The organism is Chitinophaga vietnamensis (assembly GCF_902167635.1).
GTDB classification, from domain to species: Bacteria; Bacteroidota; Bacteroidia; order Chitinophagales; family Chitinophagaceae; genus Chitinophaga; species Chitinophaga vietnamensis.
In genome coordinates, this window is record NZ_CABHMS010000003.1 from 628,108 (window position 1) to 654,631 (window position 26,524).

Here is a 26,524-nt window from a genome sequence, read left to right on the forward strand (position 1 = left end):
CACCGTCCTGTATCAATTAAAATCTATTTACTTTTCCGGCTGTTGATCTCATCGCGGATAGCGATGGCCCGGATATAGTCTTCCTGTTCCAACACTTCCTGTAGCAGCTGGTTCAGCTCATCCAGGTTCATGGCTTTCAGATCATCTTCTGCGCCTTTTTCGTGTTCGGAAATGGTAGGAGTAACAGGCTTGTTGCCTTTCTTGCCTGCCGGGTCGTCCAGCAGGATGCCGGCGCTGTTGAGGATATTCTCGTATGTGTAGATCGGGCAGCCGAAACGTACGGCCAGCGCCAGCGCGTCAGAAGTGCGCGAATCAATTTCTATTGTTTCTTCGTTGCTGGAACAGATAAGCTTGGAATAGAAGATACCTTCCTGGAGGTTGCTGATCACCACTTCATGCAGTTCAATGTTGAAAGCGGTCATGAAGTTCTTCATCAGGTCATGTGTGAGGGGGCGGCTGGGTTGCATTTTTTCAAGCGCCACTGCGATCGCCTGCGCCTCAAAGCCCCCGATCACGATGGGCAAACGGCGTAACCCATTTACCTCTCCCAATACTACGGCATATGAATGTGTCTGCGTAATGCTGTGCGATAAAGCAACTATTTCCAGTTCTATTTTTCTCATATCTGTCTTGCGTTGTCGCTGAATAGTTTGTAAGACCGTGAAGTTAGAAAAATATTCCTTATCTAAAAAATCTGTAATGATTAATACATAGGGTAGTTCTCGCAAAGATCGCTAAGGAGCAAAGCAGCAAAGGCGCTTTGCGCGCAAATGGTAATGCAGATGATTACCCGGATGCGGGCGAAGCCCGCCTTTGCTGCTTTGCTCCTTAGCGATCTTTGCGAGAATGATTATTGTCCTTTGAATTGCTTCACGGCGGCCGTCAGTTTCGGCACTACCTCAAAGGCATCGCCAACAATGCCATAGTCGGCCGCTTTGAAGAACGGCGCTTCCGGATCTTTGTTGATCACCACGATCACCTTGCTGCCATTCACGCCTGCCAGGTGCTGAATAGCGCCGGAGATACCGATGGCCACATAGAGGTTAGGGCGCACGGTAAGCCCCGTTTGGCCTACGTGCTCGTGATGCGGCCTCCAGCCTGCATCTGCCACAGGGCGGGAGCTGGCAGTAGCCGCGCCCAGCGCCTTGGCCAGGTCTTCCACAATACCCCAGTTTTCAGGACCTTTCAATCCACGGCCGCCGCTCACTACGATCTCGGCTTCCGTCAATGGAATATCGCCACTCACCGTTTCTGTCTTCACTACTTTCACTTTGAAGTCGGCATCGTTGATCGCCGGCGTGAAAGCCTCTACAGCAGCGCTTTCTGTGCCGGGGTTCACCGGGAAAGTATTGGGTATGATAGAGATGATCTTCTTATCGGAAGTGATGCTTACATTGGCAAAGGCCTTGCCGGAGAATACGCTTTTCTTTACCACGAAACCGTTAGCGGTATCAGGGTAGGAGATGGCGCCCGCTACCAGACCGGCTTTCAGGCGTGCTGCTACGCGCGGTGCGATCGCCTTGCCATCAAAGTTATGTGGAAAGATGATCACCTGCGCGCCTTCTTTGGTAGCTGCTTCCGCGATGATCTTGGTATATACCGTGCTCTCTACTTCGTGCAGGCGCGCATCTGCGGCATGCAGTACTTTTTTTGCACCATAGTGTCCCAGCGCGGCCAGCTCGGCACTGTCGGCAGCGCCCAGCACCAGCGCAGTAGCGGTAGTGCCCAGTTGCGCGGCCACTTTAGCGCCGTATTGTACCGCTTCCAGCGCGGCTTTCTTGATCTTTCCCTGTGCCTGATCGGCGAATATTAATATAGACATGAATACATTGATTAGAAATTGATGAAATAGTGTACCATCGGTCATCTCGATCAGATCACCTTCGCTTCTTCGTGCAGCAGTTTTACCAGCTCGGCTACATTGTCGGGGCTGATCATCCTCACGCCTGCTTTGGCAGGAGGCAGCTCAAAGCTCACTACGCTGGTCAGCGTATCGGCTGTTACCGGTTCTACTACTGTCAATGGTTTTGTTCTTGCCGCCATAATGCCGCGCATATTGGGGATGCGGGCTTCTGCCATTCCTTTCTGACAGGAAACAACAACAGGCAGGCTCACTTCACAGATCTCTTCGCCGCCTTCTATTTCACGGTTGATCGTGGCTTTGCTGCCATTCAACTCAAATTTTGCCGCAATGGAAACATAGGGAAGGTCCAGCAGTTCAGCCACCATACCGCCAATGCCGGAACCGTTGTAATCAATCGTTTCTTTACCGGTGAAGATAATGTCGTATTGTTTGTCTTTCGCATGCGCAGCGATCTGCGACGCAATGTAATAGCTGTCGGCACTGTCGGCATTCACACGGAAAGCCTCATCACCGCCCAATGCCAGCGCCTTGCGGATCACCGGGTCGCAATCAGCACCGCCAACCGTGATCAGGTGCACATCTCCGCCGATCGTTTCTTTCAACTCCAGCGCTCTTACCAGCGCATACCACTCGTCATAAGGGTTAATAATAAACTGGACGCCAGCCTCATTGAATTTCGTGTTATTGTCCGTGAAAGCTATTTTTGCAGTCGTGTCGGGTGTTTTACTGATACAAACTAAAATCTTCATAACCGTAAACTGTTTTGTTTAAAAATGCGGTAATAGCAAATATATCTAATTAATATACGCCAACCGCAGCGCTATGAATGATTTTCGTCAGTAAATCTTATTAAGATTATTATAAATATATTGATGGACAGAATCGCACAACTTAAACAATTCCTGGAAAGCAGTCCGAACGATAGCTTCCTGAAACATGCACTGGCACTGGAATACATCAAACTGAACGATGACGGTACCGCCAGGCGCCTCTTCGAGGAATTGCTGGCGCACGAACCTGGTTATACCGGTTCTTATTATCATCTCGGCAAATTACTTGAACGTGCAGGCGATAACAACGCCGCCATCGCCGTATATGAAAAAGGAATGGCCATGGCAAAAGCCGCCAATGAACGCCATACTTATAATGAGCTGCAATCAGCTTATGAAGACCTGGTATATTAAGCACCCAAAACATTTCAATGCCGCAATATCTACTTACACATCTTGTTGAATATATCAGGGAACAACGGCTGTTTGATCCTTCACAGAAAGTATTGCTCGCCGTTAGCGGCGGCGTGGACTCCACGGTGATGGCGCACCTTTTTAAAGCGGCTGGTTTCGCCGCGGGCCTGGCCCATTGCAACTTCCAGCTGAGAGGAACAGAGTCGCTGCGCGATGAACGGTTTGTACAAGAACTGGCGGCTACACTCGGTCTGCCCTTTTTTCATACCCGGTTTGATACCAGCGCTTACGCTGATGAACATCATGTAAGCATACAAGTGGCCGCCCGCGAACTGCGCTATCAATGGCTGGAGAACATCCGCCAGGAACAAGGTTACGACTATATCGCTACCGCGCATCACTTGCAGGACAGCGTGGAAACAGCGCTCATGAATTTCGCCAAAGGCACCGGCATTGCGGGCCTGCATGGAATATTACCCAGGCAGGAACGTATCATCCGCCCGCTGCTGTTCGCAGAAAAAGATACGCTGCTGGCCTATGCCATGTTACATCGTCTTTCCTATGTAGAAGATAGTTCCAATATAACGGATAAGTATACACGAAATTTCTTCCGGCATCAGGTCATCCCGCGGATACAGGAGATATATCCCGGCGCCGTAAAGAATATGGCCGCTACCATCCAGCGTTTGAAAGAGGCTGAAATCCTTTACCAGCAATCCTTGGCGCAATACAGGAAAAAATTGTTGGTGCAAAGTGGCAATACCTGGATGATCGCCGTGCGCAAACTGCAACATGTAGCACCCTTGCAAACTATTGCCTGGGAACTGTTACGCTGTTTCGGCTGTTCTCCTGCACAAACAGAACAGGTGCTTGCATTGCTGCACAGCGAATCCGGCCGCTACGTGGAAACCGCCACCCATCGCATTGTGCGCAACAGGGCCTGGCTGCTGATCACACCGGTGCAAACATCGGCAGCGCCCTTGCTGGTGATCGATCAAGCGCCGGCGCACCTCCACTTTGAAGGAGGACAATTGCAAATAAGGCTGCTGGAACGGGCCACGGCAGGCAGTATTCCTGCCGCCGCCGATATCGCCTGGCTCGATGCCGCCAAAGTGCGATTCCCGTTGATATTACGTAAATGGAAAACGGGTGACTATTTCTATCCGCTCGGCATGCCGAAGAAAAAGAAATTGAGCCGCTTCTTCATCGACCAGAAATTATCATTGCCGCAAAAGGAAAATGTGTGGGTGCTGGAATCCGAAAAGCGCATCCTGTGGGTAGTAGGCATGCGTATCGACGACCGCTTCAAGATTAGCGCAGGCGCCACGCAGGTGCTAAGCGTTCAACTCTCCGCAAAATAGAACAAGGGCTGAAAGTAGCTGTGGTAAGCACTTTCAGCCCTTACTGATTATAACCCGAAATATTCATGGAAGAATGATGCCGGCTTCAGGTTCAGCCACGCGGCCCTGTTTTGTTCAAAGTCGGCGTAGCTGAATTGCCCGATCTCCGCGGGCGTGAAGGAGAGCATGGCATCAGGCTTGCCTTTGGTAACAATGCCCAGTCCGAAATCACAGTCGAGCACAAATACATTCAAATCATCGCGGGTACTTCTCAGGTGCACGATGGCTTTCCATACATCGCCATTCCAGTTGTCTTTCCCGCCACGTGCCTGCCATTCCTTGAAAGAACAAGCTGCTGCTGCGTTTGCGGGGTTGCAGTCGTGCATAATGATCACGCCATTGTCTGCAAGATGCGTTAAGGTATGCTCCACATCCCGCAATGCGAAATGATATTCATGCATGCCATCTACCAGGCAAACATCAATACGGCGGGTGTTGAAGAGCTTCAGGGCTTTCTTTTCAAAGAAACGATCGCTCTCCATCTTATAGTAGGAAGCACGAAAATTGCACGGGTTCTTCACCGCGCGTTTCAACTTTTTAAACCAGTTGAATTTGTAGTCAGGATCAATGGCTATCTTTTTTTCCGCCTTGATAGGGAAGAAGTTGGCGCCAATGAATACACCGATCTCTACATAGGTTTTGAATTGGTGCTTTTGAATCAGGGATGTGGCAATCTCTTGTCTGTTCAAAGACATAGTATGGCTAGGTTTTAATGACAGTTGTAGGTAATAAAATAGCCAGGCGGCCCTGGAACCACTAATATAAAGAGATTTTAGATATTATTTTATTTTTTAATGCAGTAGATAGCTTTAGCGGTGCAGCAATAGATCCAGGAAGCGTGGTCCCAGCTCCGGATGGAACAACAGAGGAAATACCAATCCGAAGATCGCGCCCCAGAGATGCGCGTCGTGATTGATGTTATCGCCGCCCTTGCGCGACATCCACGCGGAGATGGCCAGGAATAATACGCCGTACACAACAGCCGGCATCTTGATCACGAAATACAGGCCCAGCGTGGCCCAGGGGTTGATCAGGATAGCGGTGAACATGATCGCGGAAATAGCGCCGGAGGCGCCTACCGACGAATAATAGCTGTTGTCACGGTGACGGATATACGAAGGAATATCAGAAACGATAATGCCGAGCAGGTAATACAAAAGGAAGAATATCTTGTTGCCGAACAGCTGCTCAAATACGCCTTCGATCGCCGGGCCGAAGAAATACAGCGTCAGCATGTTGAACAACAGGTGCTGTATATCCGCATGTACAAAGCCGGAGGTGAGGAAGCGGTAGTATTGGCGGTAACGCTTTACCATATAAGGCTGCATGCTCAATTTGCCAAGCTGCTCGTAATTATTGAGGGCAGTAAAAGAGATGATCGATGTGGTGATGATAATAATAAGGCTGATAGACATAGGCCAATTCGATTATGATGTAAATATAATTATTGGTGATGGTATTTTTCGCGGTTCAATACGGTGTAAGCACGATAAAGCTGTTCCGTGAAGATAAGCCTTACCAGCTGGTGCGGGAAGGTGAGGGGCGAGAGCGATAGTTGCAATTGTGCCCTTTGCAGCAGGGATTGATCGATACCGAAAGCGCCGCCGATCAGGATGATCAGCTGCCGCGTGCCGGCATTGGTGCGCTGTTGCAGGAAATCGGCAAATTGCACTGTGGTCATCATCTTACCTTTTTCATCCAGCGCCAGCAGATAATCCGTAGGCTGCAAAAGGTCCATAATAATTTTAGCTTCCTGCTTTTTGAGCTCCGGCACCGACAGGCTGGCGGCCTGTTTCACCGTGGGGATCAACTTCACTTCGAAATCAACATAATGTTGCAGGCGTTTCTGGAATACAGCAATCCCCTCCCTGATATAGGGATCATGCTCCTTTCCAATGCTCCAGAGTTGTATTTTCACTTGCGGTAAATTATTAAGCTGTGGCTGTAAAAGTAAGTGTAAATCAGAAAATTGCGGAAATTTTAAGGCAAGAATTTGGTAGATAGAAAAAAACACATACCTTTGCAATCCTATCACAAAGAAATGGCTCCGTAGCTCAACTGAATAGAGCATCTGACTACGGATCAGAAGGTTTCAGGTTTGAATCCTGACGGAGTCACAAAAGGCATGATGTACATCATGCCTTTTTTCATTTACACTGAAAACTTTTTTATTTCTATCTTTCGCAGCAGAACAATGCACGTGTCATGATCCGTACCCTTTGTATTTTGCTGCTGCTCGCCATGAGCGCCGCTGCGCAACAACCGCCCAACATCATTGTGATCATCTCCGATGATCATGCCTATCAGGCGATCAGCGCCTATGGCAGCAAGCTGGCGCAAACGCCGAATATAGACCGTATTGCCAGGGAAGGCGCCATCTTCCATAACGCTTTCGTGAATAATTCTCTTTGCGCGCCCAGCCGGGCTACCTTGCTCACCGGGAAATACAGTCACAGCAACGGTTTAACGATCAACGATTTCACGCAGCCCTTCAATGTAAAGCAACAACTGTTTACCCGCATCCTGCAACAGCACCGGTACCAGACCGCCTGGATCGGTAAGTGGCATCTGCAAACATTGCCCGATGGCTTCGACTACTGGCGCATCCTGCCCGATCAAGGCCGTTACTACAACCCGGATTTCATCAGCATGCAGGGAGATACGGTGCGCCAGCAGGGTTATGTGACCAATATCATCACGGATCTTACGTTCGACTGGATCAACCAGCGTGACCGTTCCAAACCGTTTTGTATTGTGGTGGGAGAGAAGGCCACACACCGGGAATGGTCGCCCGACCTGCCCGACCTGGGCGCCTATGACCACGTGCAGTTTCCATTGCCGCATGATTTCTACGACGATTACAAAGGCCGCAAAGCCGCTGCCGACCAGGATATGAGCATCCGCAAAACCATGACGCTCGGTTACGATCTTAAACTGCATATTAACTACGAAAAAGATCATCCTTATAAATTCCTCAGCAAAGAACAAAGAGAAAAATTTGCGGCCTATTACCACAACGCAGTAGATAAAGATTTCGACGAACACCATTATACAGGGGATAGTTTAGTGAGATGGAAATACCAGCACTACATGCGGGATTACCTGTCCACGGCGCGTTCGCTGGACCGCAACATCGGCCGCATCCTGCATTATCTTGATAGCACAGGGCTGGCAAAAAATACGATCGTGATCTATATGTCGGATCAGGGCTTCTATCTTGGCGAGCATGGATGGTTCGATAAACGTTTCATGTATGAAGAGTCGATGCGCACGCCCATGGTGATGCGCTATCCCGGCGTGATCAAGCCGGGCACGCAGGTGAACGAGATGGTGGCTAACGTGGATATCGCGCCTACACTGCTACAGGCCGCCGGCGTGAAAGTGCCTGCAGATATGCAGGGCAGGTCCTTATTGCCTTTATTCGGCAAAAAAACAACCTGGCGTAAAGCGGTGTATTATCACTATTATGAATTTGGTACGCATCATGTGTACCCGCATTTTGGTGTGCGTACCGAACGTTATAAACTGATACGTTTTTATGGCCCTGTGGATAGCTGGGAATTTTTCGACCTGCAACAGGACCCGCACGAGATACACAACGCATATGGTGAAAACCGCTATCAGCAAGAGATTGCGGCCTTGCGTAAAGAGTTGATGCAAGAGGTACGGCAGAATGGGGATACCTGTGCTGCCCGCATTTTGAGAAACGAAACCACTACAGCGTATAGCCGTTGACGGTAGTCGTCCGAAAAAAAATAATTGAGAAAAAATTTGTTTAATTTAAAACTAATCCTACATTTGCATCCCGTTTGACACGGAATGGCTTCGTAGCTCAACTGAATAGAGCATCTGACTACGGATCAGAAGGTTTCTGGTTTGAATCCAGACGAGGTCACAAAATGAAAGGAATGCTGCAATGCCCTGCGGCATTTTTTTTCAGCCAGGCAGTTATCTGTAATAAAGTTTACAGATATAAAAAATTGAAAAAGAGTTTGTTAGAATAAATTATTCTACTATCTTTGTATTCCCGATCAGGGAAATGGCTTCGTAGCTCAACTGAATAGAGCATCTGACTACGGATCAGAAGGTTTCTGGTTTGAATCCAGACGAGGTCACTTGTGAATGTTCATGATAGATGGCCCGCTCATTTGAGCGGGCTTTTTATTTTAACGAGATCACGATATCCACGCGGCATATATTTCTGCACGCCCGTAAACAGAAGGCCGCCGGCCTAGTGGCTTCACCTGCTGGTATCCTGCTGTTGCAAATAATTTTTTCAGCGAAGTAAAGCTCAGCGGGTAAGGTACCCAGGTAGGCACCGGCGTATCCGTATCATATTCCACGATAAGGAAAACAGCGCCCGGCTGCAAACCCGCTTGCAGCTTGCGCAGAAAAGCAGGTTTGTCTTTTACATAATGCAATGCATTCGCCATCAGTACGCCGTTGAGTGCGGGCAGGGGCAAAGGGTCCTTTACAAAATCGAGGGTCATAGGCTGTATAGCTACGCCGCCACTGGTCGTTTCCGCGTGCAGTGAAGGCTGCGTATCTATGGCATAGATCGTACTGCCCTTTGCCAGCATGGTGGCCAGGGCGCGGGTAAACAAGCCGCTGCCGCAGCCCAGATCGGTCCATAGCGTGGCTTGCGGAGGAATATCCTGTTGTATCAGGGCAATAGCATCCTGTAAATTCATGACGTTTGTGATTAAATGCTGTATCTTGGAGTAAGCAAATAAAGATAATAATTTATCGGCAGCCCCTGAAGTGTATAACGTTATCGGATATACGAAATGAAACAAGCCTCCACAGATTATGATGCCATTGTAGTAGGATCTGGCCCCAATGGGCTTGCGGCCGCCATCACGCTGCGGCAGGCTGGTTTGTCGGTATTGCTGCTGGAAGGAAAAGACAGCGTCGGTGGTGGCATGCGCACAGCGGAACTCACATTGCCCGGCTTTCACCATGATATCTGCTCGGCCATCCATCCGATGGCGACCTTGTCGCCCTTCCTGAAATCCTTGCCCCTACAGGATTACGGCCTCACCTTAATACATCCGCCGGTGGCGGCGGCACATCCCTTTGATAATGGCCATGCAGCGGCCTTGTTACATAGTTTACCGGAAACGGCACGCAGCCTTGGCGCCGATGAACAAACCTGGCTACAACTGATACAGCCGGTGGTAAACGATTGGCCCTACATTGTAAACGATGTGCTCGGGCCTTTGGGTATTCCCCGCCATCCCTTGCGCATGGCTCGTTTCGGGCTCACTGCACTGCGCAGTGCGGCGGCGGTAGCCCGGCGTTTCCGTACCGAAGAGGCAAGAGGCCTCTGGGCCGGACTGGCAGCACATTCGCTCTTGCCTTTATCATACCGCAGCAGTGCCGCCATCGGACTGGTGCTCAGCGCCGCCGCACATATCAGCGGATGGCCGGTAGTGAAAGGAGGCTCACAATCGCTGGCAAACGCGCTGGCGGCGTATTTCCGGGCATCGGGCGGTGAAATACGAACCGGCTTTTATGTACAGGATCTCGGCCAACTGCCGTCCGCACGCGCGGTACTGCTGGATGTGAGTCCGCGCCAGCTCTTGCAGATCGGCGGTAACCGTTTCTCTTCTTTCTATCAATCTCAATTAAAAAAATATCGTTATGGTCCCGGTATTTTCAAGGTAGACTGGGCCCTGGATGGTCCCATACCCTTTACCGCTGCGGCTTGCAGGGAAGCAGGTACCGTTCATATCGGTAACGCCTATACGGAAATAGCCGCCGGAGAGCTGGGTAACTGGCAAGGCAAAACAAGTCGCCAGCCTTTTGTGCTCCTGGCGCAGCAGAGTCTTTTTGATGATACCCGTGCGCCGCAAGGACAGCACACCGCCTGGGCCTATTGCCATGTGCCTAATGGCTCTAATACTGATATGAGGGAGGTGATAGAGCAACAGGTGGAACGCTTTGCGCCCGGCTTCCGTAAGCGCATCATAGCGCGGCATGTGATGAATGCCGCGCAGATGGAGGCCTATAATCCCAATTATATCGGCGGAGATATCAATGGCGGGGCCATCGATCTGCGTCAACTCTTTACCAGACCGGCTTTGAGGCCATCGCCTTACCGTACCAGCGCGGCAGGTGTCTATATCTGCTCTGCTTCTACGCCACCGGGCGGCGGTGTGCATGGCATGTGCGGATATCATGCTGCGATGCGTGCCATCCGGGATATATTTTCAGGAAGATGAACATTGTATGGCTGTTTTTTATGTGGCGACTATTATCGTTAATTTACTTTCTAAAATACAAAGCGTTTGACAACACAGGAATTCATTTCCGCAGCATTGCTCGAAGATGTGGGCAGCGGCGATTACTCTACACTCGCATCCATACCAGCTGATGCGAAAGGTAAGGCGGTACTTAAAATAAAGGAAGAAGGCATACTGGCAGGCATGCAGCTGGCGCAGGATATTTTTCATCATCTGGAAGAAGATGCAAAATTCACCTGCTATAAAAAAGATGGCGATACTGTAAATAATGGCGAAACTGCTTTTATCGTTGAAGCCGGCGTGCATACCATATTAAAAGCAGAAAGACTGGTACTTAACTGCATGCAGCGCATGAGCGGCATCGCAACGCTTACCAATAAGTACGCCGATAAAATAAAAGGCTACAAGACCAAAATACTCGATACCCGCAAAACCACGCCGCTGTTCCGCGAATACGAAAAGCAGGCAGTGCGGATTGGCGGCGGTTATAATCTTCGTATGGGCCTGTACGATATGATCATGCTGAAGGACAACCATATCGATTTCTGTGGCGGCATAGAGCAGGCCATACAGAAAACCAACGAGTACCTCGCGGCCAACAACAGCAACCTGAAAATAGAGATCGAGACCCGCAACCTCGATGATGTGCGCCGTGTGCTTGCTGTGGGCAATGTACACCGTATCATGCTTGATAACTACTCGCCGGAATTATTGAAAGAGGCAATTGAGCTGATTGACGGCAAGTATGAGACAGAGGCGTCGGGCGGTATCAATCTCGATAATATTATTTCATATGCCCGTACCGGTGTCGATTACGTCTCATGCGGGGCTATCATACATCATGCTGTGAGCATGGACCTTAGTTTAAAAGCACACAAAATATAAAGCAGATATTATCGTTGTTGTTATGGGAACCCAAAATTATCAATATTTACAAAGCTCTTTTATATCCTTTAACAGGCACTTGGGTTAAACAGGCAAAGCCCATCGCCAGTAATGTACCTACCAGGTAACATACGCAATCACTCCACAAGAAGCCATGGCCCAGCAGGATGCCCAGCGGCGTATTCCTCAATCGTACTGCCCATTCCGCCTGATACAATTGCTGCACTTCTATCAGTATGCAGGTGGCAAAGCCGATGATACCTACTTTCCATACGGGTTTCAGCGGGTAGAGAAAACGGAAGCCGAAAAAGATGCAGGTGGCAGATAATACATCGCCGCCATAGATGCGGACGATTTCCGGGAAGTACTGCGGCGCCCACCTGGTGGCTAATCCCAGCGGTACGTTGAGCAGGATCACAATAAAATACAGCCAGCGTCTTTTCGTTTTCATAAATATAGTCGGTGTTGTTATATAGGCATTTGATGATGCCATTTATTGATCTCTGCAATCGCTGCTTCCCGCAGCTCGTCTCTTCCTTCCTGTATGCCTTTGACAGTAGGCGGTATCGGCATCGGCGGGGTGGGTGGCGCGCGACTGGCACAGGGCAGTGGTGGCGCATAACAGGGCAATAGCAAGCAAGACGAATATCTTCATATGGTAATAAAGATAAACGCATTGGCACTTGGTACAAATATTTTTTACCGCTAGATAAAGCAGATCAATAGCAAGGCAATGAGCGCGGGCAATGCCTGTACGAAGAATATTTTTTTATCGGCAGTAAGGGCGCCATAGATGCCTGCCACACTTACACAACTGAGGAAAAAGATGGCTACACGGCTTGCCCACAGCGCGTCTGCGATGAAGAGCGACCAGAGGAGGCCTGCAGCAAGAAAGCCGTTATACAGTCCCTGGTTAGCCGCCAGTGCTTTGGTGGGTTCAAAGAGGGAGGCGGGAAGGCTGCGGAACACTTTTGGGCCGCGGCTTGTCCAGGCAAACATTTCCAGCCACAGGATATACAGGTGTTCCAGGGCTACCAGTGCGATGAGGATATGTACAAGTATCAGCATGCATAAATATACGGATAAAAAAGCCCCCTGCGCTTTGCGGGGGGCTTGTTAACGAAAATATCGTTTGCAGGCTACATGTGTTTATTGTTGGTCAGCATGGTTCTTTTTCTTACCCCGGTTGGTGCCGCCTTTCCGACCTATTGCAGCCATGTGTTCGCGGTTGCGGCTCACGGCCTCTCCGCCTTTTTTGCCGGCAGCGCGGGCCTCTTCAGAGGTGAATTTATGCGCTACGCCTTGTCTGTGTGCAGCCTTTCCGCCTTCCCTGGAAATAGCCCTTTGTTGTTCAGGGTCCATGGAAGCAAATCCACGTTTGCTATGCCTGGATCGCTCGGCCTGACTGTTTTCATTCGTGTTGGCACTCGGTGCCATTGTTTGATACCTGATGTCTTCCATAATCCTGGTTTTATAGTGTAGTGAACAATAAACTACAGGGCGATCAATATGCATGCCACTGCCAGAAACCCCAACCGGACAGGGTTTTGATAATGAAAGAGTTGTGGTATGGGGCAATTGATTCCACAATACATAGAATTTTCCACACAGTTGCGGCTGCATCACGCCCATATATTCGTCTTATCGCGCCGTACCGCGGCTGGCGTATGTTTTGTAAGTATTTACCTGTTATCTTTTTTCATAACCCATTTAATCTTCTATTATGGCAAAGTATCCAAAAAAAGCCCAGCAGAAAGTGGAGAAAGTGATGCATGAAATGCATGAAGGTAAATTGAAAAGTGGCCGTAGTCATAAAAAAGTAAAAGACCCCAAACAGGCTATTGCCATCGGATTGTCAGAGGCCCGCAAAGCGGGTGCAGATGTACCGAAGAAAAAAGCAGCAGCTTCCAGTAAAACAACCACGAAAAAAACAACTGCCAAAAGGGCCACTGCCAAAAAAGCCACTGCAAAAAAAACGACCGCCAAAAAGACGACCGCTACTAAAACATCTGTTAAAAAAGCGGGCGCCAGAAAAAAAGCCACCGCACGTAAAAAGCCTGCAACCCGCCGTGCTGCTGCACATGCATAAGCATAACATGGCATCTTCCTTATATTTACAACAAAAGACCGATGTGCGATCACACCGGTCTTTTTATATGGCATATGCCTTGCACTCCATATAGTGGAACAATAATCTGGTATATGGAACAGCATCATGTAACAGTATTCATTAACAGTAAGGCATACGGACTGAATATCACAGTGAACCGCACGGCGCTGGAAACGGTCTACGAAGTAGTTCCCGATATAGGCGCCTCCCTCATAAACGATTTCACCCCGCAGGGCCCTACCACTTTCACCGCTGACCACGTAGATTCTGTTGAAGGCAGATTACGGCTCATCGAGAGTGAACAGATCGCCAGGGTCATCTGGCAGGAGATACTCAATAAAATGAAGTAATAACAGGGCTGGCTATACGAATAGCCAGCCCTGCTTTATTTTGGCGGTTGCCACCGGCCTTTGTACTTTTACAGGGCTATGATGGTAACAGACGAATCCTACAAAAAGAAAAACCGCCGCGAGCGGCTGCTCTTCATCCTGAAGCTGCTGGCATATGCCGCCATTGTGTATTTCAACCTCGACCACCCCGCTGGCTATAACCGTTTCCAGTGGCTGTTCAAGATCACCAACGCAGTTTCCTTTTTCCTCGGCGCTAACCTGGTAGTGTCGTTTGCCTGGATCTTCATCTTGTCGTGGTATACCCGTCGCCACCGCAACAAGCCGATAGAGAAAGATAATTTCATACTTGGCCTGAACCGCATCGCCTCTGTGCTCAATACCATCTTCTTTTTGCTGGCGGTGATGGTGGCCTTTGGCATCGATCTCCTCAAGTTCGTCACCAGTATCACCATCGTAGCAGCGGCCATCGCACTGCTTTCCAAGGATTACATCACCAACATGATCAATGGGCTGATCATTATGTTTTCCGATCAGTTATCGCTCGGAGATCATGTGCGGATAGGAGAATATAAAGGGAAGATACTCGATATTACTTTGATCAATATTGTATTGCAGAATGAAGACGATGAGACATTGATCATCCCCAATTCATTGGTGTTCACCTCGATCGTTACCAATCTTTCAAAGCAGCATGTAAAGAAAGTATCGATAGAATTTGAGATGGACAGCAAACATGTTATTACGCCCGCTCAGCTGGAAAACAGCCTCCGGAGAGCTATTGAGGCCTATGCTTCGCATTTCGTTCCGGATAGTTTTCTGCTTCGCACGATGGGCATCAAGAAAGATTATGTGCAGTTCAAAGTACAGCTGGTGATGCCCGCCGCCGATAAGGAAACGGAACGTCAGATACGCCGTACTTTGAATACTGCCATCATTGCGATCGCCGAGAACGGCGCTTAAACGGCTACTGCTGTGGTCATCTCTTCTACAAAAATATCCACCTGCGCTTTGGTAACGTTAGGCATGCAGACAATATGCGACCAGCCGTTTTCGCAGGCCAGCTGCCACTTGCGGCGGATGCTCCCTTCGGGTTCAGGAAACACCACCGTGATGGCGTCGGGGTTACGCCATGCGGGGATACCATGCTCACGCAGGCGCTCCACAGCATAAGCCGCTACAGATAAGCTGTGCAAGGCCCTCTCTCTCAAACCCGCGAGGCCCAGGCATTTCAGTGCATACCATAAAAACAATGGACTATGGCCGTTCCTTGATCCGGTGATAGTGGTATCCATGCTACCAATATAAGCTACCGACCGGGCGATCCTGTCGCGATAAGATCTTCTGGCCACCACTACGCCGCAAGGCACGGGCGAGCCGATAAATTTATGTCCGCTGATGGCAATACTATCGGCGCCATCAGCGAAATCAAAGGCGGGGCGCGCCTCCAGGAAAGGGCTGTAGCTGCCCGATAGCGCCCCGTCGGCATGAATATAATGATGGCGGATCGCCATTTCTTTCAGGATGCTCTTAATGCGGCCTACATCATCCCGGGCTTCGGTCATGGTAGTGCCGATATTAGCTAGGATGATCGCAGGCATATGGCGGTTCATGCGCAGGGTATGTTGCAGATCGTCATAATCGATCTCACCGTTTTCCATAGTCCGGATCACAATGCTGGGCATATTGAGCAGGTGCAGGTTCTTCTGCACGCTGTAATGCGTAGCTTCTGAATAATACACCATTCCTTTAGGATACAGTTCCCTGGCCAGATACAGGCCATACAGGTTGCCTTCAGAGCCGCCGTTGGTGACGTATCCCCACCAGTCGTCTGCCGGGGCGCGGAACAGTTTCGCAAAAAATTCCACCACCCAGCGCTCCATCTCGCGGGAGCCTACACTGTAAGTAGATGGCACAAAAGGATCGCCCAGGTTGTTGAGCGGATATTGCAGGAAAGGCAGGAGGGGCGTGTAATCAAAATCTTTCGACACCGGATATCCCAGGAAATCGGCGGTGCAGGCGGATACCTGCGCCAGCAGGCCTTGCAGCTGCGCGGCATCCGCGGCAGCCAGTCGGTACTCTTTCATAATCGTTAATTACAGGTGTATGATGCTGCGAATCTATCGATTACTAATTGAATGGAACTGCTATTATGTCTGATACAGAAAATATATACTATTTTTACTAAAATAATAGTTTAATTTATCTAAATTTCCTTCCGGATCATCTTCCGACAGAAAAAACTAACTGTGATGGATACACTGGATAAAACAGACCGCCGCATTTTACAGGTGTTACAGCACCATGCACGACTGAACACCAAAGAGATCGCGCATCGTATAGGCTTGTCCGTTACCCCTACCTATGAGCGGCTGAAGAAGATAGAGAAGATGGGCATCATCAAAGCATATGTTACCATCCTGCATGGCGAAAAGGTGGGCAAAGCCATGGCAGCCTTCTGCAACGTATCGCTACAGCTGCATTCGCAGCCATTGCTGAAAAAATTTGAAACGGCCATCCACAAGATGGAAGAGGTGATGGAATGTTACCACGTGGCAGGCAACTACGATTACCTGCTGAAAATAGTAGTGGATGATATGCGGAGCTATCAGCATTTTATCACCAACAAGCTGGCGGCGATAGAGAACATTGCACAGGTGCACAGTTCCTTTGTGATGACGGAGATCAAGCATACTACGGCTTTTGCGCTAACGTCTTAGAACGCTCATGCCGCCGGGGCCATGGTCCTGCACCACGATCGTATATCCGTATGCGTTAGTATCGCTTTCTTCGGAAAGGGGCACCGTGAAAAAGAAATTGCTGCCTACGCCCGGCGTGCTGGTAAACCAGATGCGGCCCTGGTTACGCTCAATGAAATCTTTAGAGAGGTGCAATCCCAGGCCACAGCCTTTTTCATTGCGGGTGCCTGCGGTAGAGTAGTAGATATTGGAGAAGATGCGGTGTTGGTCTTCCACCGGAATACCATTCCCGCTATCACGGACGGTGATTTCGGCATGGGCGGTATCGGTGCGGGCGCTGATCACTATCTCGCCGCCGCCAGGCGTAAATTTGATCGCATTGTTGATGAGGTTACGCATCACCAGGCGCAGCATGTCCGGGTCGGCATACACCATGATGGCGGACGTTAGCTCGTGTTGCAGGCTCACATCTTTCTGCCGCGCGAGTGTTTGCAGCAGCTCAAATTCCTGGTTCAACAGGAGCGTAAGATCGAAATCATCTGCGCGCACACTGATGCCCTTCATCTGATTGCTGGCCCATTGCAGCATGTTGTCCATCATGTAGGCGGTATTCTTCACATCTCTCCATAATTCATCGGAATAGAAGCGGAACTGCGCCGCATCTATCTTTTCATCTCTCAATAAAAACAACAGCCCTTCCAGTATTGCCAATGGAGAACGGAGATCATGGGAGATGACAGAAAATATTTTATCTTTTACCTGGTTGAGATTTTCCAGCGTCGCATTTTGTTCAAGGATGATATGATTTTGTAGCGATACTTCCTGGTTCTTGCTGTTGAGCTGCCGTGAAAGCACGCGCTGGCGCTTGTACAGGCGGTATACCATCACGGTGATCATCAGCAGGGCAAAGAATAGCAGGCTGGCAGCAGTTGCGATCACTTTTTGCTGGTAGATGGTAGCGAGATGTATTTGTTGTTCTTTTTTCAGCAGGATATTTTCGCGTTGTTTTTTCTCTGCTTCATATTTTTCTTCCGAGCGGGATATCTGCCTGCTTTTCTCCACATTGAAATAATCGATATTTCTTTCGGCAAAGGCCTTGTAACTTTCGAGCGCGGCGGGGTAGTCTTTCCGTGCAGAATCCAGCTGGTAGCGGATCTTGTAATAGATCATCTCATTCCTCACATTTTGCAGCACGTCGTTGATAGCTTTCGCTTCACGGAGTTTGTCGCTGGCGCTGCCAAGATTGCCAAGACTGATCTGCACTTCGGCGAGGTTGAGCGCTGATTTCACAATGCCGGGCTGGTTGTCGGTGGCTTTGTAGGCGGCATAGGAAAGCTCCTGGTAGTGCAGCGCTTTTACAGGTTGCTGCTGCTGAAGGGCCGCCAGGCCGAGGTTTTCGTAGGTATAGGCGAGTCCCCGTTGATCTTTGAGTTGCAATTTTATTTTTTCTGCCTGTTGCAGGTAGGGCAAAGCGGAATCGGGGAGCTGCAGGGCCAGGTATACGGAACCCAGGTTATTGAGGGTTTTGCCGGCTTCGGCGATTTCTTTCAGTTGTAGTTTGATGTTGAGAGAGCGCTGTAGAAAGGGCAGTGCGTCGCGGGGACTGTTCTGTTCGATGAAGATATTGCCCACATCGTTATTTAGGATGGCGAGCATATGTATATCGTTGAGACGGTCGGCCAGTTTGAGCGCAGCTGTAGTGAGCTGCATCTGTTTGTCGAGATGCCCCCTGGTATTCTCTACCAGCGCGAGATTGCGGGTAGCCCATACCTGTCCGGGCAGGTAATGGAGGCTGTCGCTCAAATGCAGGGCCTCGTTGGCATAGTTTTCAGCGGTGACAGCATTCCTGGTAAAGTAGTTGCGGGCGAGCTGGTTGAGCACTTGCACGCGTGTAGTATCTTTCGCTGTATGTGATTGTAATGCGTGAATCAGACTGTCTGTAACGGGGGGCTGCGCTTTGGCAGCAGGTGACAGCAAGAGCAGGCAAAGAGGGATCAGGATACGTTTTTTCAAAGGTATGGCCGACAGCATAGTGTGATTTAGTTGGCAGTGACTATAAAAATAGGCATTAAAACCCGATGATTCAATGGCCACCGCCGACAAATTGCGGTGAGGGCCGTGTGATTTTAGTGTTATAATGATGATCATCTGATAATCATGTATATATGATCCTAATCCTTATATTTGCAGACTATGCGGAGAAGATTAATTGTTACGGCCATATCAATATTAACAGGCATCAGTGTAAAAGCGCAACAGGACAGTGTTTCGAAGGGCCAGCACTCACTGCCAGGGATAAACGATTCTTTACAGCTGCGCCGCCGCAGCTTCTTCCCATTACCCGTATTGGGATATGCACAGGAGAAGGGTCTTGAGATAGGCGCCGCGATGTTGTATTCTTTCTATACCGATAACAAGCATCCCGATCCGCTCACACGCAACTCTACGCTCTACCTGATACCCTCTATCACCACCAAGAGCCAGTACAAGGTAGACCTCCGCGCAGATATCTGGACCAGTGGCAACATCTGGCATTTCAAGGGGAACCTGCGTTACCACAATTTTCCGCTGTATTTCTATGGTATCGGCGATACCACGCTGGCGGTCAACAAGTCTTTGCTGAACAATATCCGTTATAAAGCGCAGTTTGAAGCCGAGCGCCATGTAGGCGGGCATTTTTACGTAGGTGCGTCCCTGTTATACCAGAACGATTCCTACAGCAGCAACGACAACAAAGGTATTTATATCGATATGCCGCTCGCAGGCAAGGATGGCGGTTATGTTACTTTTATCGGCATCAGCGGCGCTTTTGATAACCGCGACAACCAGAACTATACGCACCGGGGCCATTGGCTGAAGCTGAATGCGGCATATGCGCCGTCTTTCCTCAGTTCATTTCCGTTGTTCAAGGTGGAAGCGCAGGGCGCGAGTTTTGTGCCTTTGTCGGCCAAAAGCACCTTGGGCTTTAATGGCTACTTCGCCAGCTTGCAAGGTAGCGACAAGCCCTTTTACCTCTTGCCGGAAATGGGCGGTGAACGTATCATGCGTGGCTACTACCAGGGCCGTTACCGCGATCAGAACTATCTCAGCTTACAAACAGAATATCGCTATCTCATCGATCCAAAGATGCGCATACACATCTGGTTCCTGGATATGAAACCTAAATTTGCGTTGGCCGCTTTTGCAGGAACCGGTACGGTATTCAATAACCGCAACTTTCATCTCGATGGCTTCAAACCCAGCTACGGCGCGGGTATCCGCTACTTCTACGATGAGCATGCCAAGCTCACTATTCGTATAGACTATGCCGTAGGAGAACAACGTACTGGGGAGAAGCGGCAACAGGGATTATACCTGTCCTTGGCAGAAGCATTTTAAAGGTAACAACCCACAGATTTTTTCATCGCTTGCTATATGGTAACAATTTGTTAACTTCCGATTGTCTGCATCACATGATGATTCAGCTTTAACGATCACCAAAACCACTGTTTATGAAAAGAGCTATCCTGACTTCCGCAGCTGTGATGCTATTGGCTGTTGCAGGAAAGGTCCATGCCCAGGACCACTCCACACCCTTACATTCCAAGTTCTACCTGAAAGTTAGCGGAGGTTATTTCTTCAGCGTTTCGCCGGGGCAATTTCCGAATGTAGGCCCTTATCCTCCGCAGGATCTGCACACGGAGGTGAACCCGCTCACCGGCGCTTCCGACACTGTGAGCCGTAAGGTGCTCACCGGCTCCTATGGCGAGGGCGTACGCGGAGGACTCAGCGTTGGTTACAACATCAACAAATACCTGGCGGTAGAAGCATCTTTCAACTACTTCCACAGCGCCAAAAACCTGATGACGCGTAACACTGTTACCGCCATCGGTTCCAGCAAACAACTCGGCAATGTAGAATCACATGGATATGTGAATGCAGTGGATTTCGCTCCCAGCCTGGTAGTTAGCCCGGGCTTCGACAAAGTGAATCCCTACGTTCGTTTTGGTGTAGTGGTGCCTTTATGGGGCCGCCTGATCATTGAAACGGAAGCGTCTAAATTATCGCAGCCACCAGCCGGCGCGCCGCTGCCTCCCGGCACGCTGATCCAGACGCAGATCAGCCGCAAGGAAGAAATCAAGCCTAATGCTACCATCGGCTTCCAGGGCGCACTGGGCGTATCTTTCAACGTATCCCGCCGCCTCGATATTTTCGTGGAAACAGAATACCGCAACGTACCTGTAAAAAGCAAGAGCAAAGAAGTAACCAAATACGCTGAAACAAACACCGCTATCAACGGCTCCACCGGTGCTGTCATCACCACCGTATCTACCCGTAGCCTCAGCGATCTGAGCATAGCAGAAAAGCAAACCGATTACGTGACCACATTGGATAAAAACTCCAACACACCCATCGGTACCGTGGGCAGCAAAACGTATTACAAAAACGATAATGCTCCTTCTAACGATCTCAAGTCGTACATCAACATCGGCGGCCTGGGATTGAATGCTGGCGTGAAGATCAGATTGTAGTAAGCGAAGGTTGTTTTACTCAGGATTATACTGATTGAAAGGATTACCAGGATTTTTTTATAAGGATTAAAAAAGATTCTCCTGATTTAACGCGAAGATCGATTCGAAGATAGTAGCCCTTGAAGCGCTCAAAGCGCTTCAAGGGCTTCTTCGCTTAAATGATCTTCGCGTTAAATCAGGAGAATCTTTTTTAATCCTTATAAAAAAATCCTGGTAATCCTTTCAATCAGTATAATCCTGAGTAAAACAACCTACTTTTTTTGCATATCCCTCAACATACTCACTGCAACAGCGCCAATGACGATGATGATCAGTATAATGCCTGACCATATCCATTTGGGGCTGGAGAAAAAAGTGCTGGGCGCGGCTGCTTTTGCGGCTTTGGGTAAGGCAATAAGCGTGTCGGTACGGAGGGTGGGAAGTGCGGTGGGCAGGCTGTCTTTGAAATAAGACAGGTCATAGACCGGCGTTTTTAATTGTGGATCACCGAAGAACAGCGTGTAGTTGCCTGAGGGTTGTACTGCTGCAATCAGGTAGTAGTCGGGCTGCCAGGCCTTGACAGTTTTTATTTCCAGTAAAGGGTTATCATCATTTTGCACCATCAGGAAGAGGGTATCGAATTGAGCCGCCTGCGGTAATATGATCTCACTGGGCTTTGATGAAATAAGATCGATATCAGCCAGGTTGTTGAGCACCTGACGATGATCAGTGAATGACGCCAGCCTGGCCTTGCGGTGAAATAGCGCAGGGGCGCTGATTTCAAGCGATAGCTTTTTGATAAGATAAGATTCCCTGAATGCAATTTTAAAGACACTGCGGCGGGCAGTGCTGCTGCTGTCTGTTATCACCACAGGATCGGGCAGGGGCGCGAGTTGGGCGGTGGTAACTTCTGCGCCGGCCATCGGCCCTATGTTGCCGATGTTCAAAGGAGCAGAAGCAGAATCATTCAGCTGCAAGCGGTAAAACGTATAGTCGGTAGCCGGTATACCGATCTTTACCAGGATAGTGGATGATGAGCTGGATACCATATCTGCCGCGGGGTCCAGCACAAATGGTTCTGTTACGCCAAACCATTGCTGCTGGTCGTTGCTGCCGGAAATCTTCACCGTCTTCTTCACCCATGCATTCTTCATCACCAGAAAAAAATGATCAAGTGTTTTTTGTCCGGCGTTACGGAAGATGAGGGTAGAGATACCTCCTGCCACGGCTTTGTTCTCGATGATAGGGAAGGGTTGAAAGCGGGCAGGGTTGTAGGTTTCCGCAGACTGCCGTATCAGGTAGGGTACTTCCTGTTGGCCGTTCATCAGCCGGATATCTTCCAGCTGGTGGCTGTGCGCCAATATATCCGGTGTGAGCGTGATACGTGCAAAGCCGGAATCGGTAATACCTTTCACGGCCGCTTTCCAGGCGAATTGTTGTGCCGCTACGCGGGAGCTGCCAATGAGCAACATTCCCGCGAGCAGCGCGATGGCGGCCTTATTCAGTCGTTTTATGGTCATCGTCCAGTAACAGTTTTTTGAGCCGTTGATACATGAATGAAATAACGAGCAGCAACACCCCTAATGAGATGAACGCCGCTATCTTCCCGCCTTCGGAAAGGTTGGACAGATCAAAGACGAAGAGCTTCAGCAAAGTGACGCCAAATACACTGATCGCAATGATACGGATATGACGCGAGCGCCATTTCAATCCGAGGTACATGAGCACAAATGCGAAGATGCCCCAGAGAATGGCGTAGCCTGTGCGGTGGGAGCTGTCGAGCAGGGTGTTGATACTGTTTATACCACTGTAGCCACTTACCACCCAGATATGATCCAGTGCTGCGCTGAGCAAATAGATGATCACAACGCTGAACACCCATTGTGAGGCCTGCCGCAATTGCCCGCTGGCAAAGGTGTTCAGGAAACGGTATAAGCGGTATAACAGCAGGCCTTCGGCCGCCATTAACAGGTAGTGAAAGTAAAAATATCCAGCAGGCAGCTCTCGGTTCAGGAATGCATTTCTAATTGGAATTACTTCCCGGTTAAACATCGGCATTGCCACCAGCGATGCCGCAGAAAGCAGCAACAGGAATACTTTCACCGGTTCGCTATTGTTGCGCGCGAGATACAGCAACACTGAGAGGAACAGGTAACTGTAGGCACCCATGATGATATTTGTGAGCTGCGGCCAATAGAACCTGCTCTGGTGGTGCAGTTCCAGCAACAGCACGATATAGGTGAGTAAGAGTGCCGCTGCGTTGAGCAGCTTGCGGTAGACAGCTACCTCTATCACTGGCGCAAGTGTATTGGCTGGCATCTCGCGTAACAGCCATGCGGAAAGGTATACCGCTGTTGCGGCCACCACGCCGGTTACAAAGCCTTTGTTGAGCAGTGGCGTCATGTGTGGCGGCGCCGTTGCAATAGGGCTGATATACAGCTGCGACCAGTTCATGATCAGGCTGAGGAACATAGCCATCAGCACAATCATCGAAGCCCAGATCATCAGCTTGATGCCCGACTTATGCGCCAGCCACAATAACACCACTGATTCCGCCGCCCAGAAAAGCGTGATGTAATTGCCATGCAATTGTATCGGTGCGGCCAGGCTCAGGAAAGTGAGCACCAGTCCTATCAGGAGATAGATCAGCGTACGGTCGGCCCTTTCGTTTTTGAACAGGCTCCACGCAAATACTAGGTTGAAAACCGCCATAGACGCGGTGAACAGGCCCTGGTAAATGCCGCCCTGGATATGATGCAGGATCACCATGCCGGCAGCATAGTAGAAAAAAGTGTTGCTCATCAACAGGAGAATATCTGTGGCAGCGAATTTCCGCTGTTGCTTCACATTGTACACCACGTTCATCACAAAGAATACGATATAGAACAGCGTGCAGAAAACCAGCGCTGTACCATAAGGCACGGGATGTGCAGGGCTTTCTTTCACCAACTGGTACGACAACCAGGAACCAACAAGTAATACCGTTGCCACATAGCACACAAGGTTGACGATGTTCCATTTTTTATAGTAAGCCAGCACCAGCATCCCTACATTAAGTACGAGGATATAAGTGAACAATACGGTGGCATTGCCTTCGCCGGTGCTCACCAGAAAAGGCGCGGTGAATCCGCCGAGAATGGCTATCACGGCCAGTTCGCGACGATCGTATGCAAGGGATAACAATACCGTAAAAGCCGTAACGATCACCAATAGTATAAAGGCGGGCACCTGGCCGATGAGATGATATTGCTGAAAAGCGATCGTGATCGTAAAATATAATACGGCCACGCCGCCGCCGATGAGTACGGAGCTGAAGGCTGCGAAAGTTTTACGCATACGGTGCGCGAGCCCTATCATGGCGGCTCCTGTAAGGATGCCGATGAAGGTGCGCCCGGTTTCGTTGATCCAGTTTTTATCGATCGCGTATTTCAGGAAGAAGCCAATGCCCAATACGAGGATGGCAATCCCGATTTTATTAAACAGATTTTCTCCGATGAACTTTTCGAGATCGGGATTTTTTTCCCGGAAAGAAGATCGGGACCTTAGCGGTGGAGGCACTATGGGCGGTATTTCCGGCGATGTGGTCAGCTCCACTTTGGGAATTTGTGGCCTGGGAGTTTCCGGCGGCAGCGGCCTTGCTTTAACAGGCGGCGCCTCTCTGACGGGCGGCAGTGGCTCCTGCACAGGTGGTGGCACTGCCGATGGCAGAGGCCGGGCAATATCTGGTTTGCGCGTTGGTGGCGGCGATGCAGGCGTTGGCTCAGAAACGGCTGTGGGCTTGTCTTCCCGCCGCTGTTGAAGCAACTGTTCCAGCTGTGTTTGGAGTATTGTTATCTTCGAATTGAGGTCGCCCTTGAGTTGTAAGATCAGGATGAGGATAACAATCAACAGAATAAAGATAAAAGCAGATACCATTTAGCTATTTGATTATTTGTTTATTTGGGTATTTGGGTAAGGGCAAATGTTGCATCAAATATCCAAATAAACAAATAATCAAATAACTAATCAATCAGCTCTCGCTTACGTTGATGGGGCGGGAGAAGCTTTCTTCCAGCGAAATAATGGTTTCGGTGCGTTCAATGCCTTTGATATGCTGCAGGTCTTCCTGTAGTATCTTTCTCAGTTCTCCGCTATCGCGGCAGATGATTTCAGCAAACATGCTATAGGCGCCGGTGGTATAGTTGAGACGCACGATCTGTGGTATCTTCAGCAGTTGTTTGGCTACGTTTTCGTACAAAGAACTTTTTTCCAGGTAGATACCGATGAATGCCAGCACATCGTAGCCGATGGCGCGCAAGTTCACTTGCAGGCGCGTACCTTTGATCACGCCCATTTCATGCAGCTTTTTGATACGTACGTGGATGGTGCCTCCGGATACAAATAATTTTTTCCCCAATTCGGCATAAGAGATTCCTGCATCGGTTGACATTTCAGATATGATCTGCAGGTCTAATTTGTCAATATTTAAAGACTGGCTCATTTTCGCAATGCGATTTAGAATATTTTCTAAAAATAGGTATATTTTTGAAATTATGTCAAAGATATTTGATTTGGCAGAATTCAGAACATTTTTGAAAGAAGGGATGTTTAAAAGATAGCTAAACAAATAGATATGGGTACTGTCCTGTTACGCCGCTTGCTCATATGCGGCATCATGCTGTGCTGCTTTGCCTGCGGCACTACGGTGCATCTCACCGGCACCTGGAAGGCCAATGATGCCGCCACTGTAAGCTATCACAATATCCTTATTGCCAGTCTGTCTTCAAATATGGCTGCCCGCCAAACGGTAGAATCCGACCTGGTGGCGGCCTTGCAGAAACGTAGTATCGTAGCGGGCCGCAGCCTCGACCTCTTCCCGCCCAATTTTGATCCGAAAAATGAAACCTCCAAATCAGAGATGGCTGACAAGATCCGCAAAGCCGGATACAATGCGGTGCTCACCACTTCGCTGGTGAACAAAGAATCTGAACAACGCTATGTACCGGGTACAGTGTCCTATGCGCCATACCCTGCATTCGGCTGGTATGGCCGCTTCTGGGGCTACTATGGTTATATGTACGGCGCTGTTTATTCTCCCGGTTATTATACGGTGGATAAAACTTATTTCCTGGAAACCAACTTGTACGATCTCGACCAGGATGGTAAACTGATCTGGTCTGGCCAGTCGGAAACCTATAACCCCAACAGCCTTGCATCTTTCGGCAAGGCCTATGCCCGCACCATGACAGACGCATTGCAACAGGCCGGCCTCTTGCGGAAATAAGTAATTGCTTATTTTCGCAGGCAACAAATAAACGATA

28 protein-coding genes and 3 tRNA genes are annotated in these 26,524 nt (G+C 49.4%); 16 read left to right on the forward strand and 15 right to left on the reverse strand.

What is annotated here, in order from left to right; translation table 11 throughout:
- Window positions 1-23 precede the first annotated feature (23 nt).
- The 3 genes from FPG75_RS10610 to FPG75_RS10620 all read right to left on the reverse strand — a co-directional run bounded on the left by FPG75_RS10610 (window position 24) and on the right by FPG75_RS10620 (window position 2,613).
- Window positions 24-623 (reverse strand): bifunctional nuclease family protein, encoded by a 600-nt coding sequence (locus FPG75_RS10610; protein WP_143306749.1) that lies wholly within the window; start codon window positions 621-623, stop codon window positions 24-26.
- A 227-nt stretch (window positions 624-850) separates the two neighbouring features.
- Window positions 851-1,822, reverse strand: a complete 972-nt coding sequence (locus FPG75_RS10615; RefSeq protein ID WP_143306750.1) for an electron transfer flavoprotein subunit alpha/FixB family protein — start codon at window positions 1,820-1,822, stop codon at window positions 851-853.
- Window positions 1,823-1,872: 50 nt separating this feature from the next.
- Complete coding sequence (locus FPG75_RS10620) at window positions 1,873-2,613, reverse strand: electron transfer flavoprotein subunit beta/FixA family protein (RefSeq protein ID WP_143306751.1); 741 nt, start codon at window positions 2,611-2,613, stop codon at window positions 1,873-1,875.
- 123 nt (window positions 2,614-2,736) lie between these two features.
- Between FPG75_RS10620 and FPG75_RS10625 the strand changes: the two genes are divergently transcribed.
- Together FPG75_RS10625 and tilS are read left to right on the forward strand one after the other, a co-directional pair.
- Window positions 2,737-3,048, forward strand: a complete 312-nt coding sequence (locus FPG75_RS10625; protein WP_143306752.1) for a tetratricopeptide repeat protein — start codon at window positions 2,737-2,739, stop codon at window positions 3,046-3,048.
- Between the two features lie 17 nt (window positions 3,049-3,065).
- On the forward strand, window positions 3,066-4,409 hold the full coding sequence (gene tilS, locus FPG75_RS10630; protein ID WP_143306753.1) for a tRNA lysidine(34) synthetase TilS: 1,344 nt from the start codon (window positions 3,066-3,068) through the stop codon (window positions 4,407-4,409).
- Window positions 4,410-4,456: 47 nt separating this feature from the next.
- Here tilS and FPG75_RS10635 read toward each other — a convergent pair whose 3' ends face one another.
- From FPG75_RS10635 to FPG75_RS10645, 3 genes are all read right to left on the reverse strand, one after another.
- Window positions 4,457-5,143: a class I SAM-dependent methyltransferase gene (locus tag FPG75_RS10635; RefSeq protein ID WP_201747933.1), complete on the reverse strand. Its 687-nt coding sequence runs from the start codon at window positions 5,141-5,143 to the stop codon at window positions 4,457-4,459.
- A gap of 114 nt (window positions 5,144-5,257) precedes the next feature.
- Complete coding sequence (locus FPG75_RS10640) at window positions 5,258-5,863, reverse strand: rhomboid family intramembrane serine protease (protein WP_143306754.1); 606 nt, start codon at window positions 5,861-5,863, stop codon at window positions 5,258-5,260.
- A gap of 29 nt (window positions 5,864-5,892) precedes the next feature.
- On the reverse strand, window positions 5,893-6,366 hold the full coding sequence (locus tag FPG75_RS10645; protein ID WP_143306755.1) for a 23S rRNA (pseudouridine(1915)-N(3))-methyltransferase RlmH: 474 nt from the start codon (window positions 6,364-6,366) through the stop codon (window positions 5,893-5,895).
- A gap of 125 nt (window positions 6,367-6,491) precedes the next feature.
- Between FPG75_RS10645 and FPG75_RS10650 the strand changes: the two genes are divergently transcribed.
- The 4 genes from FPG75_RS10650 to FPG75_RS10665 all read left to right on the forward strand — a co-directional run bounded on the left by FPG75_RS10650 (window position 6,492) and on the right by FPG75_RS10665 (window position 8,563).
- Window positions 6,492-6,565, forward strand: a tRNA-Arg gene (locus FPG75_RS10650).
- Between the two features lie 88 nt (window positions 6,566-6,653).
- Complete coding sequence (locus FPG75_RS10655) at window positions 6,654-8,183, forward strand: sulfatase family protein (protein WP_143306756.1); 1,530 nt, start codon at window positions 6,654-6,656, stop codon at window positions 8,181-8,183.
- Between the two features lie 86 nt (window positions 8,184-8,269).
- Window positions 8,270-8,343, forward strand: a tRNA-Arg gene (locus tag FPG75_RS10660).
- Window positions 8,344-8,489: 146 nt separating this feature from the next.
- Window positions 8,490-8,563, forward strand: a tRNA-Arg gene (locus FPG75_RS10665).
- Between the two features lie 60 nt (window positions 8,564-8,623).
- Here FPG75_RS10665 and FPG75_RS10670 read toward each other — a convergent pair.
- On the reverse strand, window positions 8,624-9,139 hold the full coding sequence (locus FPG75_RS10670) for a class I SAM-dependent methyltransferase (protein WP_143306757.1): 516 nt from the start codon (window positions 9,137-9,139) through the stop codon (window positions 8,624-8,626).
- A gap of 96 nt (window positions 9,140-9,235) precedes the next feature.
- Between FPG75_RS10670 and FPG75_RS10675 the strand changes: the two genes are divergently transcribed.
- Together FPG75_RS10675 and nadC are read left to right on the forward strand one after the other, a co-directional pair.
- A complete protein-coding gene (locus FPG75_RS10675) occupies window positions 9,236-10,672 on the forward strand; it encodes a phytoene desaturase family protein (protein WP_143306758.1) in 1,437 nt (478 codons plus the stop codon).
- Between the two features lie 66 nt (window positions 10,673-10,738).
- Window positions 10,739-11,578: a carboxylating nicotinate-nucleotide diphosphorylase gene (nadC, locus tag FPG75_RS10680; RefSeq protein WP_143306759.1), complete on the forward strand. Its 840-nt coding sequence runs from the start codon at window positions 10,739-10,741 to the stop codon at window positions 11,576-11,578.
- A gap of 46 nt (window positions 11,579-11,624) precedes the next feature.
- Here nadC and FPG75_RS10685 read toward each other — a convergent pair whose 3' ends face one another.
- On the reverse strand, window positions 11,625-12,029 hold the full coding sequence (locus FPG75_RS10685) for a ribosomal maturation YjgA family protein (protein WP_161596753.1): 405 nt from the start codon (window positions 12,027-12,029) through the stop codon (window positions 11,625-11,627).
- Between the two features lie 45 nt (window positions 12,030-12,074).
- Between FPG75_RS10685 and FPG75_RS26310 the strand changes: the two genes are divergently transcribed.
- On the forward strand, window positions 12,075-12,200 hold the full coding sequence (locus tag FPG75_RS26310) for a hypothetical protein (protein WP_262712050.1): 126 nt from the start codon (window positions 12,075-12,077) through the stop codon (window positions 12,198-12,200).
- Between the two features lie 83 nt (window positions 12,201-12,283).
- On the opposite strand, the gene FPG75_RS10690 is transcribed toward FPG75_RS26310, so the two are convergent.
- Both FPG75_RS10690 and FPG75_RS10695 read right to left on the reverse strand, forming a co-directional pair.
- The gene (locus FPG75_RS10690; RefSeq protein ID WP_143306761.1) at window positions 12,284-12,646 is read right to left on the reverse strand and encodes a DUF1304 domain-containing protein; all 363 of its coding nucleotides are present in this window, start codon (window positions 12,644-12,646) and stop codon (window positions 12,284-12,286) included.
- A gap of 81 nt (window positions 12,647-12,727) precedes the next feature.
- Window positions 12,728-13,039 (reverse strand): KGG domain-containing protein, encoded by a 312-nt coding sequence (locus FPG75_RS10695; RefSeq protein WP_201747934.1) that lies wholly within the window; start codon window positions 13,037-13,039, stop codon window positions 12,728-12,730.
- Window positions 13,040-13,301: 262 nt separating this feature from the next.
- Here FPG75_RS10695 and FPG75_RS26230 point away from each other — a divergent pair, with 262 nt between their 5' ends.
- From FPG75_RS26230 to FPG75_RS10710, 3 genes are all read left to right on the forward strand, one after another.
- The gene (locus tag FPG75_RS26230; protein WP_236652763.1) at window positions 13,302-13,667 is read left to right on the forward strand and encodes a DUF6496 domain-containing protein; all 366 of its coding nucleotides are present in this window, start codon (window positions 13,302-13,304) and stop codon (window positions 13,665-13,667) included.
- A 113-nt stretch (window positions 13,668-13,780) separates the two neighbouring features.
- On the forward strand, window positions 13,781-14,038 hold the full coding sequence (locus FPG75_RS10705; RefSeq protein WP_143306763.1) for a hypothetical protein: 258 nt from the start codon (window positions 13,781-13,783) through the stop codon (window positions 14,036-14,038).
- 78 nt (window positions 14,039-14,116) lie between these two features.
- Window positions 14,117-14,998, forward strand: a complete 882-nt coding sequence (locus FPG75_RS10710) for a mechanosensitive ion channel family protein (protein WP_143306764.1) — start codon at window positions 14,117-14,119, stop codon at window positions 14,996-14,998.
- Here the strand turns inward: FPG75_RS10710 and FPG75_RS10715 are convergent.
- Complete coding sequence (locus FPG75_RS10715; protein WP_143306765.1) at window positions 14,995-16,122, reverse strand: histidine decarboxylase; 1,128 nt, start codon at window positions 16,120-16,122, stop codon at window positions 14,995-14,997. The two genes, FPG75_RS10710 and FPG75_RS10715, sit on opposite strands and share 4 nt — an antisense overlap.
- 165 nt (window positions 16,123-16,287) lie before the next feature.
- Between FPG75_RS10715 and FPG75_RS10720 the strand changes: the two genes are divergently transcribed.
- Window positions 16,288-16,755, forward strand: a complete 468-nt coding sequence (locus FPG75_RS10720) for an Lrp/AsnC family transcriptional regulator (protein ID WP_143306766.1) — start codon at window positions 16,288-16,290, stop codon at window positions 16,753-16,755.
- Here the strand turns inward: FPG75_RS10720 and FPG75_RS10725 are convergent.
- On the reverse strand, window positions 16,744-18,765 hold the full coding sequence (locus FPG75_RS10725; protein WP_161596755.1) for an ATP-binding protein: 2,022 nt from the start codon (window positions 18,763-18,765) through the stop codon (window positions 16,744-16,746). The genes FPG75_RS10720 and FPG75_RS10725 overlap by 12 nt on opposite strands.
- 162 nt (window positions 18,766-18,927) lie before the next feature.
- On the opposite strand from FPG75_RS10725, the gene FPG75_RS10730 reads away from it, so the two are divergent.
- On the forward strand, window positions 18,928-20,112 hold the full coding sequence (locus FPG75_RS10730; RefSeq protein WP_143306768.1) for a BamA/TamA family outer membrane protein: 1,185 nt from the start codon (window positions 18,928-18,930) through the stop codon (window positions 20,110-20,112).
- Between the two features lie 113 nt (window positions 20,113-20,225).
- On the forward strand, window positions 20,226-21,245 hold the full coding sequence (locus FPG75_RS10735) for an outer membrane beta-barrel protein (RefSeq protein WP_143306769.1): 1,020 nt from the start codon (window positions 20,226-20,228) through the stop codon (window positions 21,243-21,245).
- Between the two features lie 251 nt (window positions 21,246-21,496).
- On the opposite strand, the gene FPG75_RS10740 is transcribed toward FPG75_RS10735, so the two are convergent.
- The 3 genes from FPG75_RS10740 to FPG75_RS10750 all read right to left on the reverse strand — a co-directional run bounded on the left by FPG75_RS10740 (window position 21,497) and on the right by FPG75_RS10750 (window position 25,704).
- Window positions 21,497-22,744, reverse strand: a complete 1,248-nt coding sequence (locus FPG75_RS10740; protein ID WP_143306770.1) for a DUF3999 domain-containing protein — start codon at window positions 22,742-22,744, stop codon at window positions 21,497-21,499.
- Window positions 22,722-25,139 (reverse strand): DUF2339 domain-containing protein, encoded by a 2,418-nt coding sequence (locus FPG75_RS10745; protein ID WP_143306771.1) that lies wholly within the window; start codon window positions 25,137-25,139, stop codon window positions 22,722-22,724. Before FPG75_RS10745 ends, FPG75_RS10740 begins: the two co-directional genes overlap by 23 nt.
- A gap of 94 nt (window positions 25,140-25,233) precedes the next feature.
- Window positions 25,234-25,704 (reverse strand): Lrp/AsnC ligand binding domain-containing protein, encoded by a 471-nt coding sequence (locus FPG75_RS10750; RefSeq protein ID WP_143306772.1) that lies wholly within the window; start codon window positions 25,702-25,704, stop codon window positions 25,234-25,236.
- A gap of 132 nt (window positions 25,705-25,836) precedes the next feature.
- Here FPG75_RS10750 and FPG75_RS10755 point away from each other — a divergent pair, with 132 nt between their 5' ends.
- The gene (locus tag FPG75_RS10755; protein ID WP_143306773.1) at window positions 25,837-26,487 is read left to right on the forward strand and encodes a DUF4136 domain-containing protein; all 651 of its coding nucleotides are present in this window, start codon (window positions 25,837-25,839) and stop codon (window positions 26,485-26,487) included.
- Window positions 26,488-26,524 lie beyond the last annotated feature (37 nt).